15 protein-coding genes are annotated in these 12,845 nt (G+C 33.1%); 13 read left to right on the forward strand and 2 right to left on the reverse strand.

The window, feature by feature from the left end:
* The first annotated feature begins 8 nt into the window (after positions 1-8).
* The 6 genes from nreA to CD111_RS03385 all read left to right on the forward strand — a co-directional run bounded on the left by nreA (position 9) and on the right by CD111_RS03385 (position 5,280).
* Positions 9-452 carry a nitrate respiration regulation accessory nitrate sensor NreA gene (nreA, locus tag CD111_RS03360; protein WP_095086262.1) on the forward strand — a complete coding sequence of 148 codons (444 nt, stop codon included), beginning with the start codon at positions 9-11 and terminating at the stop codon, positions 450-452.
* On the forward strand, positions 449-1,483 hold the full coding sequence (locus tag CD111_RS03365) for a sensor histidine kinase (protein ID WP_095086265.1): 1,035 nt from the start codon (positions 449-451) through the stop codon (positions 1,481-1,483). Before nreA ends, CD111_RS03365 begins: the two co-directional genes overlap by 4 nt.
* Before the next feature lie 17 nt (positions 1,484-1,500).
* Entirely contained in the window at positions 1,501-2,154 is a 654-nt protein-coding gene (nreC, locus tag CD111_RS03370) for a nitrate respiration regulation response regulator NreC (RefSeq protein ID WP_095086268.1), read from the forward strand.
* 228 nt (positions 2,155-2,382) lie between these two features.
* Complete coding sequence (locus tag CD111_RS03375; RefSeq protein ID WP_095086271.1) at positions 2,383-3,543, forward strand: nitrate/nitrite transporter; 1,161 nt, start codon at positions 2,383-2,385, stop codon at positions 3,541-3,543.
* A 229-nt stretch (positions 3,544-3,772) separates the two neighbouring features.
* Complete coding sequence (locus CD111_RS03380; RefSeq protein WP_095086274.1) at positions 3,773-4,774, forward strand: ThiF family adenylyltransferase; 1,002 nt, start codon at positions 3,773-3,775, stop codon at positions 4,772-4,774.
* Between the two features lie 11 nt (positions 4,775-4,785).
* On the forward strand, positions 4,786-5,280 hold the full coding sequence (locus CD111_RS03385) for a MogA/MoaB family molybdenum cofactor biosynthesis protein (RefSeq protein ID WP_095086278.1): 495 nt from the start codon (positions 4,786-4,788) through the stop codon (positions 5,278-5,280).
* 2 nt (positions 5,281-5,282) lie between these two features.
* Here CD111_RS03385 and moaC read toward each other — a convergent pair whose 3' ends face one another.
* The gene (moaC, locus tag CD111_RS03390; protein ID WP_095086281.1) at positions 5,283-5,762 is read right to left on the reverse strand and encodes a cyclic pyranopterin monophosphate synthase MoaC; all 480 of its coding nucleotides are present in this window, start codon (positions 5,760-5,762) and stop codon (positions 5,283-5,285) included.
* Positions 5,763-5,831: 69 nt separating this feature from the next.
* Here moaC and CD111_RS03395 point away from each other — a divergent pair, with 69 nt between their 5' ends.
* Genes CD111_RS03395 through CD111_RS03425 form a run of 7 tightly spaced genes read left to right on the forward strand, consistent with a single transcriptional unit; the run spans position 5,832 to position 11,082 of the window.
* Complete coding sequence (locus tag CD111_RS03395) at positions 5,832-7,091, forward strand: molybdopterin molybdotransferase MoeA (RefSeq protein ID WP_095086284.1); 1,260 nt, start codon at positions 5,832-5,834, stop codon at positions 7,089-7,091.
* Positions 7,088-7,552 (forward strand): molybdopterin-guanine dinucleotide biosynthesis protein B, encoded by a 465-nt coding sequence (mobB, locus tag CD111_RS03400; protein ID WP_095086287.1) that lies wholly within the window; start codon positions 7,088-7,090, stop codon positions 7,550-7,552. Before CD111_RS03395 ends, mobB begins: the two co-directional genes overlap by 4 nt.
* A gap of 2 nt (positions 7,553-7,554) precedes the next feature.
* Positions 7,555-8,001 (forward strand): molybdenum cofactor biosynthesis protein MoaE, encoded by a 447-nt coding sequence (locus CD111_RS03405; protein ID WP_095086290.1) that lies wholly within the window; start codon positions 7,555-7,557, stop codon positions 7,999-8,001.
* Position 8,002: 1 nt separating this feature from the next.
* The gene (gene moaD, locus CD111_RS03410; RefSeq protein ID WP_095086293.1) at positions 8,003-8,236 is read left to right on the forward strand and encodes a molybdopterin converting factor subunit 1; all 234 of its coding nucleotides are present in this window, start codon (positions 8,003-8,005) and stop codon (positions 8,234-8,236) included.
* Positions 8,237-8,243: 7 nt separating this feature from the next.
* Positions 8,244-8,831, forward strand: a complete 588-nt coding sequence (gene mobA / locus CD111_RS03415) for a molybdenum cofactor guanylyltransferase MobA (protein WP_095086296.1) — start codon at positions 8,244-8,246, stop codon at positions 8,829-8,831.
* Between the two features lie 32 nt (positions 8,832-8,863).
* The gene (moaA, locus tag CD111_RS03420; protein WP_095086298.1) at positions 8,864-9,886 is read left to right on the forward strand and encodes a GTP 3',8-cyclase MoaA; all 1,023 of its coding nucleotides are present in this window, start codon (positions 8,864-8,866) and stop codon (positions 9,884-9,886) included.
* Between the two features lie 53 nt (positions 9,887-9,939).
* Positions 9,940-11,082, forward strand: a complete 1,143-nt coding sequence (locus CD111_RS03425) for a glycerate kinase (protein WP_095086301.1) — start codon at positions 9,940-9,942, stop codon at positions 11,080-11,082.
* Between the two features lie 145 nt (positions 11,083-11,227).
* Here the strand turns inward: CD111_RS03425 and lip are convergent, their stop codons facing one another.
* On the reverse strand, positions 11,228-12,505 hold the full coding sequence (gene lip / locus CD111_RS03430) for a YSIRK-targeted triacylglycerol lipase (protein WP_371868725.1): 1,278 nt from the start codon (positions 12,503-12,505) through the stop codon (positions 11,228-11,230).
* Positions 12,506-12,845: the final 340 nt, after the last annotated feature.

Consider the following 12,845-nt stretch of genomic DNA (forward strand, 5'->3'; position numbering starts at 1 on the left):
TGCTCGGTATGTCTGATGAATTTAATTTTCAAAAACAGCTAGATTTAATACGTGAAACCTATGATATAGATTTTGTAGGACTAGCAATGCCTACTGTAGAGAACGAATTGTATATGATTAAGTGGCGATATGTATCAGGAAATTTAAATCAGAGATATAAGAATATCATTTTAAGAAATGGTAGAGGTATTGCAGGTATAGTTATTAAAAGCGGGAAGCAGATTGTAATAGATCAAATTAAAGAGAGTAGTTATGATAATCAAATATTTAATTATCCAATCATTCAAAGCGAACAATTGACATCTTTAATTGCTTTGCCACTTTGGTTAGACAATAGGGTGTCCGGTGTTCTAATGCTCGGTCAAAGAAATGATAAACCATTACCCAATATTAATTTACAAAACTTTAATCGATTTGGACCGTTCTATGGAAAGGATATGATTAATTCATGAATTCGCATGAAACATCGAAGCTTACGAATATCTTAAAGCAATATTATGAGAAGACTAGTGAAATGATTATGTTTCTTAACAGTGATGGACAAATTATCGATATGAATAAAGCAGCAAAGAAAGTCATATCTGAAGAGAATCAAGAATCATTAACACATGCAATATGTAATAGATGTGAAGGATATTCCAATGAATTTGCTTTACAATCATGCAGAGATTGTTTCTTAGATTCTTCTAACGTCGGTAACAATAGTTTTCAAGTTTTTATGCAAACGACAAATGGGTCAGTAGAGCCGTTTACTGCAACTTATCAAACGATTAGTGAAGAAGATGATATTAAAGTTTATACATTGCAAAATGTTTCACCTCAAATAGAGCGTCAACAAAAATTACATCAACAAACAATGATGCAAAAAATCATATCTGCACAAGAAAATGAACGTAAAAGAATTTCCAGGGAACTTCATGATGGTGTTGTACAAGAACTATTGAATGTCAGCGTAGAACTAAGATTATTAAAATATCAGGACGATATCGATCAAATTAAAAGCCAAGCACAAGGTATTGAAACTGTGATGTCCAGATTGATAGATGATATAAGAAATCTATCACTAGAATTGAGACCGTCATCACTCGATGATTTAGGATTGAATGCAGCATTCAAATCTTACTTTAAACAACTAGAGAAGAACTTTGGATTTATCGTGCATTATCATTTTGACTCTAAAGATGAGCGATTTAACACTGAAATTGAAACAGTAGTTTATAGAATTGTACAAGAAGCGGTGTTTAACTCGTTAAAATATGCTAACGTTGATAGTGTAGATGTTCACATGGTAAGAGAACGTGATCACATTGAAGTCGAGATAGCAGACCAAGGTGTTGGATTTATATTAGGTAGTGCACCTAAAGGAAGTGGTCTAGGTTTATACGGGATGCAAGAACGTGCAGAAATTGTTGGTGGACATATTAATATCGAGAGTAAGTTGGGAAAAGGTACTAACATTAAATTAAAAGTACCAATAGCATAAATTTTGGGGGAAGAAAGATGAAACTCGTAATTGCAGATGATCACGCAGTAGTTAGAACAGGATTTTCAATGATATTAAATTACCAAGAAGATATGGAAGTTGTAGCAACTGCAGCAGACGGCATTGAGGCTTACCAAATGGTAGCCAAACACAAACCTGATATATTAATTATGGATTTAAGCATGCCTCCAGGAGAATCAGGATTAATAGCAACGGGTAAAATTTCCGAAGATTTTAAAGATACCAAAATCCTGATATTAACAATGTTCGATGATGAAGAATATTTATTTCATGTTTTAAGAAATGGTGCGAAAGGTTATATTCTTAAAAATGCACCAGATGAAGAACTCATACATGCCGTTAGAACGATTTATAAAGGTGAAATGTATATTGATTCTAAAGTGACAAGTTCTTTAGTTAATGAATTGGTTAACCCTACAAACCAAGATGAATTTAAAGCGAAAGACCCATTTAAAGTATTATCTCAAAGAGAGTTGGAGATTTTACCTTTAATTGCAAAGGGATATGGTAATAAAGATATTGCAGAAAAATTATTCGTATCAGTCAAAACAATCGAAGCACATAAGTCTAGAATCATGGAAAAATTAAATTTAAAATCGCGACCTGAGCTAGTAGAATATGCTTTAAAGAAAAAGCTATTAGATTTTTAGAAAATATTAACAGGCATCAAGCAACGATAAGTTGTTTGGTGTTTTTTTATTTATAGGAAGCATTGGGCATTGTGAATAGGAATATTACTTTTGTGCTTATTACAATTCATTTATATAGGGAAAATCCTTACAGTAGAAAGGGTAACTCCTTATGTGCAGTTTTTCACAATCAACTTATAATAAACATGAAGAGATATTAAAATATTTGTTTATTAAAGGGTGAAAATTATGAAAAACAACACAGGTAAAGTGCAATTGCCATTACAAACATTTAGTTTGATGGCAGGATTTATGGTGTGGAGTATACTAGCACCACTTATGCCGTATATTTCGCAAGACTTTAATGTTCCTGAAAGTCAAAAAGCTATTATTTTAGCTATACCGGTTATTCTGGGGTCAATATTGAGGATTCCAATTGGCTATTACACAAATTTATTAGGATCGCGACTTGTATTTTTAACTAGCTTTATTATCTTACTCTTTCCAGTATTTTATTTAAGTCAGTCGCAATCTACAACTGGATTAATGGTAGCTGGATTCTTCATTGGTTTAGGTGGCGCAATATTCTCAGTTGGGGTTACATCAATTCCTAAATATTTTCCTAAAGAAAAACATGGTTTTGCAAATGGCATTTACGGAATGGGGAATTTAGGAACTGCAGTTTCTTCATTCCTAGCACCACCAATTGCAGGTTTAATTGGATGGCAACATACAGTGCAATTGTATTTAGTTGTGATGGCTTTATTTGCGATTATGATGTTTATATTTGGTGATAAACATGAGCCTAAAGTTAAAGTTCCAATGCTTAAACAAACGAAACAAGTAATGGATAACTATAAATTATATTATTTTAGTTTTTGGTATTTTATTACGTTTGGTGCATTTGTTGCGTTTGGTTTGTTTTTGCCGAACTTCTTGGTTGGACACTTTGAAATTGATAAAGTAGATGCAGGTATTAGAACTGGCGTATTTATTGCACTTGCAACATTTCTACGCCCTGTAGGTGGGATGTTAGGTGATAAGTTTAATGCTTTAAATGTACTGAAGATATTCTTTGTCGGATTGGTAACGGGAGCCGTCATCTTATCAGTATCAAACCATATCATGTTATTCACAGTTGGGTGTTTAACAGTTAGTATTTGTGCAGGTATTGGTAATGGATTGATATTCAAACTAGTTCCTACTTATTTCACTAAAGAAGCCGGCGTTGTAAATGGTATTGTGTCAATGATGGGTGGATTAGGTGGATTTTTCCCACCATTAATAATTACATTCGTAACAAGTTTAACAGGATCAAATCATTTGTCATTTGCTTTATTAGCGCTGTTTGGCGTACTTGCCTTGTTGATGATGATGCATATGTCAAAAATCGAAAAAAGAACTGTATAATTTTGTACATTTAATAGTGAGTTTATAGAGGCTGGGACAATTTGATTAGTCTCAGCCTTATTTCATATCTGCAATAGATGACTGAACTGAAAATACAATTCAAACTATACTTGATCAATTATAGTTATCCTTGCTGGTAGGATTTATATTTAATAGCTGTCTATTAATTGAGGATATAGCACTTTCAATCTATAATAGGAAAAAAGAGCGTCATGAAAGGTTGATATATATGAATGAACGATATTCTCGACAAATTTTATTCGATAAAATTGGTGAAAAAGGACAATTGAACATTGAACAAAGCAATGTCACGATTGTTGGAATGGGAGCATTAGGTACACATATTGCTGAGCAACTGACAAGGGCAGGTGTAAAGCGATTAAATATTATAGATCGCGATTATGTAGAAACCTCAAATTTACAAAGACAAACATTATTTATTGAAGCAGATATTAAAGAGATGTTGCCAAAGGTTGTTGCTGCAGAAAATCATTTAAAGCAAATTAGAGAAGACATTCAAATTAGAAGCTATATTGCACAATGTGATGATAAATTGTTAAACGAAGTTGCTAGATATTCGAATGTTATTATTGATGCAACAGATAATTTTAATACGCGATTATTAATAAATGATTTTGCTTACAAAATGAATATACCATGGGTTTATGGTGCATGTTTAGAGTCTACTTACGTGCAAGCAACATTTATACCTGGTATTACACCATGTTTTAATTGTGTCTTACCACAATTACCGGCTATTAGTAGGACTTGTGATACGGTTGGTGTAATCAGTCCTGCCGTTACGATGGCGACAAGTTTACAAGTTACAGATGTTTTAAAGATATTATCTGGCAACGAGTTTACACCTAAGATTACTTACGGTGATGTATGGAATGGTGAACATCAATCATTTGGTTTTAGTCAAATGAAATTAGATGAGTGTGACACTTGTGGATCAAATCCTACTTACGCAAAATTAGCATCATCTGACCAAATGATTACTGAATTATGTGGTCGACATACAATTCAATATATTAATGAAAAATTAAATAGACCAGCTATCGAAAAGTTTGTCGCTCAAAATGGTCTACTGCATAAATCAAATGCATATATGATTCAATATTTATATGATGATCATAGAGTCGTTGCATTTAATAATGGACGTTTACTTATTCATGGTTTAGATACTGTGACAGAAGGTAAACAATTTGTAGAAAACATGTTTGGTTAGGAGATGTACTCATGTCGGTTATTCAAAGAATTGATCGAACAATTGAAGTTGCAGTATTAACAGTAAGTGATACTAGAACAATAGAAACAGATAAAGGTGGCAAACTAGTTCGAGAATATTTAAGTCAAATGAATGTGAATGTAAGTGACTATACAATCGTGAAAGATGAGATAAAACCTATTCAATCGCAAGTATCGAATTGGTTACAAAGGGGATTCGATGCCATCATTACTACTGGTGGTACAGGGATTAGTCAAAGAGATATAACAATTGAAGCCATTAAGCCATTACTGGATAAAGAAATTGAAGGATTTGGAGAATTATTTAGATATTTAAGTTATGCTGAAGATGTCGGATCTAGAGCATTATTATCAAGAGCCATAGCAGGGACGAAGGGGAATCAAGTTATCTTCACTATTCCAGGATCGACTGGAGCAGTTAAATTAGCAATGGAAAAGCTCATCACAAAAGAATTGAATCATATTGTGTATGAGCTTAATAAATAAAACTATATTCTGTTGAAGTCTCCGTTAACACCACCAGACTTGTGTGATAAATATGTATTTCCGATAACCATACCTTTATCTACAGCTTTGCACATATCATAAATAGTTAGTGCTGTAACACTTGCAGCCGTTAAAGCTTCCATTTCAACGCCGGTTTGGCCTTTTGTTTTAACAGTTGCACTAATATTTAAGTGGTATTGTTCTTCTTCATCCCAGGTGAATTCAATATCAATGCCTGTTAACTGTAAAGGGTGACACATGGGGATTAATTGACTTGTGTTTTTAGCAGCCATGATGCCAGCAATTTGGGCGGTTCCTAGGACGTCGCCTTTTTTATTTGTAGCATTTTGAATTTGATTATATATTGTTTCATTGAGTTTTATACTTGAGAATGCAATAGCTGTTCGAGTAGTCGTTTCTTTATCAGATACATCTACCATTTTGGCATGGCCTTGCTTATTAAAGTGAGTAAAATCTGACATATATATCATCCTTTCTATAAAGATATTATAACATGTGAACAAAGTTTATTTGTCGAGGAGAGTTAAAAAATGACAATCAAAAAGAGAAATCCTGTAGCAGTTCAAGATGCAATTAAAAAAGTAATAGACGTAGTTGAAAATGAATCTATTATGACATTAAATATAGAAGATAGCTTAAATTATATATTAGCTGAGAATGTAATCGCTACATATGATATTCCGAGGTTTAATAAATCACCTTATGATGGTTTTGCTATAAGAAGTGAAGATTCTAATGGTGCAAATGGCGATAATAGAATATTTTTCAAAGTAGTTGACCATATTGGAGCAGGTACGACATCAGACGTTAAGCTAGGTAAATGTGAAGCGGTAAGGATTATGACAGGTGCTCAAATACCTGAGGGTGCTGATGCAGTAGTGATGTTTGAGCAAACAACGGAAGAACAACAAGGATTTAAGATTCGAAAACAATTTGTTCATGGTGAGAATATTGCATTTAAAGGGGAAGAATGTAAAGAAAATGAGATTGTCTTAAATAAAGGTCAGATGATTAATAGTGGTGTAATAGCGGTATTGGCTACATTTGGATATACAAAAGTCAGTGTTTATCAAAGACCGACTGTGGCTGTTATTGCGACTGGCAGTGAATTATTAGCACCAGATGAACCATTACAACCAGGCAAAATTAGAAACTCTAATGGACCTATGATTCAAGCTTTATGCCAGGAGCTAAATATTAAATCAACAACATACAACATCCAAGAAGACAACCTTCAAGGCTGTATAAATATAGTAGAAGAAGCATTATCAAACCACGATATCGTAATAACAACAGGCGGTGTGTCTGTAGGTGATTACGATTACTTACCGAAAGTTTACGATGAAATAAATGCTGAGGTGTTATTTAATAAAGTACAGATGAGACCAGGTAGTGTAACAACTGTAGCATATAAAGAAAATAAACTATTATTTGGTTTGTCTGGCAATCCATCTGCTTGTTATTCCGGATTTCATTTATTTACAAAGCCAGCCATATTGAAGATGATGAATGCAAACGAAATTTATCCACCTATAGTTGAAGCAATACTTGAGGATGATTTTAAAAAAGCGAACCCATTCACGAGGTTTATTAGAGCAAAAATCACGTTTAGTGAACAAGGAATGTATGCAACACCAGCAGGATTTAATAAATCAAACGCGGTTGTTGCGATTGCAAAGAGTAACGGCATGATCATCTTACCGAGTGGAACAAGAGGGTACTCTAAAGGAGACACGGTAAAAGTAATCTTAACAGACCATCAGTCTTATGAGCGAGTGTTAAATTTATGAAAATACTACAAATAGTTGGTTATAAAAATACTGGCAAAACAACATTAATTAATGAATTAATTCGAATTTGTAACGACAATCACATTAAAGTTTCTACTATCAAACATCATGGACATGGAGACGAGATTTCTATGGATCATACGGAAATTGATAGTTTATCATTTATCACTACTGGAGCTAATGAAAGTATTGTGTTAGGTAATGAATATATAGAACGTATTTCAAAAAAAAGTGCAACTTTAAACCAAATAATTGCTAATGACTTGTCTTGTGAAGTGGATATAGTATTAGTAGAAGGATTTAAGGAAGAAGATTACCCTAAAGTTCTATTAACAAGCTCGAGTGAGTCAATGAAACAACATCTCACACATTGTGTTTACGAACTTGATGCGTTTAACCAAGATGAGAAAAGTCGTTTTATAGCATGGTTTAAAGGTTGGATAGACAAAGAGGAGGCGTAAAGATGAAACAATTTGAAATTGTGACTACGCCAATAGATCCTGAAGCGTATAGAAAGTGGACTTTAAATGAAAAACAAGGTGCAATTGTTGTATTCACAGGTCATGTACGTGAATGGACTAAAGGAATTAAGACAGAATACTTAGCGTATGAAGCTTATATACCGATGGCAGAAAAAAAGTTAGAACAAATAGGTAAAGAAATAAATGACAAATGGCCCGGAACAATTGTTGCGATTGCCCATAGAATTGGTGCATTACAAATTTCTGATATAGCTGTTGTTATTAGTGTGTCATCACCTCATAGGCATGCAGCATATGAAGCGAATGAGTACGCAATTGAACGAATTAAAGAGATTGTACCTATTTGGAAGAAAGAAATATGGGAAGATGGAGAAGAATGGCAAGGTAGTCAACATAAGTATCATTCTTCAATTAAAGAGGAGGATTAACATGAAAGTATTGTACTTTGCTCATTTAAAAGAAATATTAAACAAAAAAGAAGAGCAAATAGAGCTCGATAATAAATATTCTGTGTTAGAATTTAGACAATATTTATTTGATCGTCATCCTGAATTAAGTGATGAAATTTTTCAAATAGCAGTAAATGAGGAATTTGTGCAAGAACAACATGTTGTGACAGACCATGATACTATCGCATTAATTCCACCAGTCAGTGGAGGGTAAAAGTAAAATGATAGCAATAATTCTAGCTGGAGGAGCTTCTAGCAGGTTTGGTTCACCAAAAGCATTTGCCTCAATAAATGGTGAAGTTTTTTACAAGAAAATAAAAAAGACGTTGAATCAGACTAATTTATTCGAGAAAATTGTCATCAGTTCTAGTGAAAGCTTACAATATTCATTCGACAAAGATGATCAAGTAGTTGTGGATTTAGCTGATTATAAAAACAATGGTCCACTAGGCGGCATTTATAGTGTTATGCATGCATATGAGTCGGAATGTTATTTTGTAATTGCTTGTGATACGCCTAAAATAACTGAAAAAGCAATTAGTCATTTATACCAGTTCTATATTTCTCGAGTAATGGAAGAACAGCTAGAAATAGCGGGATATGAAGCGCAGAATCATAAGATGCCCACGCTAGCATTTTACAGTTATCATGTTAAAGAAGATATTAAGCAAGCGTTAGATAATAAACATTATAGAATGTCAGAAATATACCAAAATAAACCAGCACAATGGCTAAATGTTGATGTTGTTAATGACCAGTCGAATTGGTTCCAAAATATTAATTACGTCGAAGATTTAAAGAATGAATGACATTAACTGTTGTAAGGTGAGGGGGCGTAACGATGAATCAACCAATCACAGATAAATTCGGGAGACCGATTAGAGATTTGAGAATCTCAGTTACGGACCGATGTAATTTTCGATGCGATTATTGTATGCCAAAAGAAATTTTTGGAGATGATTTCGTATTTTTACCAAAACAAGAATTGTTAAGTTTTGAAGAAATTGTGAGGCTAGCAAAGTTATATAGTTCATTAGGCGTACAAAAGATTCGAATTACAGGTGGTGAGCCTCTCTTAAGACGAAATCTTCATGAATTGATAGAAGAACTTAATCAAATAGATGGCATAAGTGATATAGGCTTAACGACCAATGGCCTGTTGTTAAAAAAGCACGGACAAAATCTATTTGATGCAGGACTTAGAAGAGTTAATGTAAGCTTAGATGCTATAAATAATGATTTATTTAAATCTATAAACAACCGAAATATATCTGCTTCCAGAATACTGGATCAAATTGATTATGCTACAAGTATAGGCTTAAAAGTAAAAGTAAATGTCGTCATTCAAAAAGGAGTCAATGATCAAGAAATTATTCCACTCGTTGAATATTTTAAAGAAAAAAATATAATAGTAAGATTTATTGAATTTATGGATGTAGGTAATGATAACGGTTGGAACTTTGATAAAGTTGTAACTAAAGATGAGATGCTCCAAATAATAGAATCAAAGTATGACATTGAACCAGTAAATCCAAATTATTATGGTGAAGTTGCAACATATTATCGCCATAAAGATAACGGTGCACAATTTGGACTTATTACAAGTGTGTCAGCATCGTTTTGCTCATCATGTACGAGAGCACGAATTTCTTCAGAAGGTAAATTTTATGGATGTTTATTTGCAGAAACGAATGGATATGACATTAAATCAGAGTTGCGAAGCGGGAAGTCAGATGAAGAAATATTGGCGATATTGAAATATTTATGGAATATAAGAGATGATAAATATTCAGATGAAAGAACAGAAGCAACTGTAGCTAGAAGAAAAAAGAAAAAAATAAACATGAATTATATAGGCGGTTAATACGATCGCATTTAACATACATCCACTGGTAATAGGCAAAGGGGGACTAAGTTGTGAGTCAGTATCAGCATATTATAATAGCACCAGACTCATTTAAAGAAAGTATGACTGCTCTTGAAGTAGCTGAAACAATTGAGTATAGTCTTCGTAAAGTCTTTAATAAAGCTCTAATAGAAACCATCCCAGTTGGTGATGGTGGTGAAGGCACTATGAAATCTTTATCTGATGCAATGGGTGGCGTGATTAATCAATACAGTGTTCATAATCCAATAGGACAACTATCAAATGCTAGTATGTCAATTGTATCAAGTAGAAAAACGGCAATTATCGAAATGGCTGAAGCATCAGGATTAGAAAGAATTACAATAAGTGATCGCAATCCATTGTTAACTTCTACTTATGGCACTGGAGAATTAATTAAATACGCTTTAAATGAAAAAGTCGAAAAGATTCTGTTATGTATTGGTGGTAGTGCGACTAATGATGCTGGAGTAGGTATGTTAAAAGCATTAGGTGCTCAATTTTTAAATCAAGATGGTGAAGAAATTGCTGAAGGCGGTGCAGCCTTAAGAGAATTAAGTAAGATAGATTTAGATCATTTTGATAAAAGGTTATTAGATGTAGAAATTATAGTGGCTTGTGATGTGAACAATCCTTTAACTGGAACTAATGGTGCTACCTTTATTTATGGACTTCAGAAGGGCGCGACATCTGAAGGACTTGAAATTTTAGAAAGTGCGTTGACACATTTCCATCATGTTGTTGAAAGACAATTTAATTGTGACAATCATAAAGTTGCTGGATCTGGAGCAGCAGGTGGATTGGGATATGCACTTATGACTTTCATGAATGCAACTTTAGAAACAGGTGTAGATATGGTTTTGAGAGAAACTCAGTTTCTAGAACGTGTTCAGAAAGCTGATTTGGTTATTACTGGTGAGGGGCGTATTGATAGTCAAACTATAAATGGAAAAACGCCAATCGGTGTTGCACAAGTTGCTAAAAAATATGGAATAGAAGTCATTGCAATCTGTGGATTAATTGGACCAGGATACGAACTAGTTTACAAACACGGAATCGATAAAGTGTATAGTTTAGCAAACAGTCAAGAAGAGGTTAATGAAACGATAAAAAATAGTAAATTTTATTTAGAGCGTTTATCATATAAAGTAGCAAATCTGTTATTAAACAAATAGAGAGAACCTTCAAAAGTGAATTAGAAGGTTCTCTCTCATTTTTTATGATTTTATGAGAAAAGTGCTTTTAATACTTTGAAAAATGAACCAATAAGTTGAAAAATATCTCCAGACATATAATCAATCCTTTACTATTTGAATTTTGTTATTTTTCTGTTTTAAGTAAGTCTTCAGCAAAATTATGCCAGAATTGGACAAGTTCATTTCGAGTTCGTTTAACATCTGATGTGTCTTGTCCGACAAAGTCTACATGATCCCAATCATGCATAGTAGGTGTCACTTGCCAAATACCTCTTTGAACTTGGTCAGTTGCATTGGTATGCGCTTGATTATATGGGTATTGCGAAGAAATGACAGATACTAACCCATCATTTTCACGCCATTCCAACTCTGGTGATTTTCCAATCACATTTCCAGTAATTGTGAAAGGAAAGAACATACTAACATCTGACTTAAATCTACCATTGAGTGCTTTATGAGTCGCTTCTCCAGTATATGTTTTATATGAAATTTTGGGGTTAAGTGAAGTTGATTTATTTAATTGGGCTGCACCTTCACGAGTTAAATCATAAAAACCTTGATCTTTTGATTGCCATAAATTACTTGTTTTAACTCGCTGAGTATATTGTGTGAATGATTCACCAGGACGTTGTTTTAATCCCCATTGACTAAGCCCAAAGTCGACTCTTGAATATGCGTTTCCATTAATTTTAGAGTAATCAAAAACAATTTGTCTTATAGCTGCTTCATTTCCTAATTTATCAGATGCATGTGTACCATTATGAGGTGTACCTATAGTAGTAATGGATGATACCATGTCATCTTTGTCACCTTTAAATAAAGGTGACATTTCTCCACCATTTTTCTTGTGATAATTTACTTCTTCAGCACTTCCATTTCGCAATAGTTCTTCTAATTGGCGAATGGTTTGTCCACCCATACTGTGACCAACGAGATGAACTTTCTTTCCAGGTTTCCAATCTTTATAAACGCCTTCATATGTTTTTCCATATCTTTCGTGTCCATATTTTTCAGCGTGTGCAGCACCGTAATCGACGCGTCCTCCTTTAATATAATAATATAGTTCAACTGCGCGATCATAGTTACTACTCAAGGCACCAACACTTGCTTCATATGTTTCAAAGCCATTTTCTTCTAAATCTTGTCTTATATTCATTTTTTCTCCACCCCAGTAATGAGCAAGAACTGAAGGGATTTTATCATCGGTAAAACCATTAAAACCATGTACGAGTATAATTGGATTACTATTTTTATAATATGAATGATTTGTAGTTGTGTTTGGTGGTGTTCCTGCCAAGTTTTGTTCAGCAGCATATGTAATACCCGTGCTTAAAAATAATAATAAACTTAATAGAACGACCGAAGTTTTACGAAAAAAAGAATATAAATGGTTTTCTTTCATAGACAGCACTCCTTATTAGTTAGTTAATTTCTTAAACAAAGATATTGATAATCAAACGAGGTAATAATTCAAATAGTTTAATAAAAGCTTCTCGCATTAAATGACCCCCTCTCATAAAAGCGCTTACATAAAGAGTTTTAAAAAAAGTATTTACAAAATATATTATATTCAAATAATGATACAAGATAGAATACCATTATTTGAAGAATAATTTACTATAAAATTAACCAACAGTCAATAAAAAGGTAAAAATTAACATTTATTTAACAGTATATTTAAATATTGAATTAATATTTGAAATTAATGATATTAAGAAATAACTCTTTTTATAACTATATAT

Source organism: Mammaliicoccus stepanovicii, assembly GCF_002902525.1.
GTDB lineage: Bacteria > Bacillota > Bacilli > Staphylococcales > Staphylococcaceae > Mammaliicoccus > Mammaliicoccus stepanovicii.

Bases quoted from the DNA above. Each gene is read 5' to 3' on its own strand.
- nreA (WP_095086262.1), top strand. From the start codon at position 9: ATGTCTGATGAATTTAATTTTCAAAAACAGCTAGATTTAATACGTGAA.
- CD111_RS03365 (WP_095086265.1), top strand. From the start codon at position 449: ATGAATTCGCATGAAACATCGAAGCTTACGAATATCTTAAAGCAATAT.
- nreC (WP_095086268.1), top strand. From the start codon at position 1,501: ATGAAACTCGTAATTGCAGATGATCACGCAGTAGTTAGAACAGGATTT.
- CD111_RS03375 (WP_095086271.1), top strand. From the start codon at position 2,383: ATGAAAAACAACACAGGTAAAGTGCAATTGCCATTACAAACATTTAGT.
- CD111_RS03380 (WP_095086274.1), top strand. From the start codon at position 3,773: ATGAATGAACGATATTCTCGACAAATTTTATTCGATAAAATTGGTGAA.
- CD111_RS03385 (WP_095086278.1), top strand. From the start codon at position 4,786: ATGTCGGTTATTCAAAGAATTGATCGAACAATTGAAGTTGCAGTATTA.
- moaC (WP_095086281.1), bottom strand. From the start codon at position 5,762: ATGTCAGATTTTACTCACTTTAATAAGCAAGGCCATGCCAAAATGGTA.
- CD111_RS03395 (WP_095086284.1), top strand. From the start codon at position 5,832: ATGACAATCAAAAAGAGAAATCCTGTAGCAGTTCAAGATGCAATTAAA.
- mobB (WP_095086287.1), top strand. From the start codon at position 7,088: ATGAAAATACTACAAATAGTTGGTTATAAAAATACTGGCAAAACAACA.
- CD111_RS03405 (WP_095086290.1), top strand. From the start codon at position 7,555: ATGAAACAATTTGAAATTGTGACTACGCCAATAGATCCTGAAGCGTAT.
- moaD (WP_095086293.1), top strand. From the start codon at position 8,003: ATGAAAGTATTGTACTTTGCTCATTTAAAAGAAATATTAAACAAAAAA.
- mobA (WP_095086296.1), top strand. From the start codon at position 8,244: ATGATAGCAATAATTCTAGCTGGAGGAGCTTCTAGCAGGTTTGGTTCA.
- moaA (WP_095086298.1), top strand. From the start codon at position 8,864: ATGAATCAACCAATCACAGATAAATTCGGGAGACCGATTAGAGATTTG.
- lip (WP_371868725.1), bottom strand. From the start codon at position 12,505: ATGAAAGAAAACCATTTATATTCTTTTTTTCGTAAAACTTCGGTCGTT.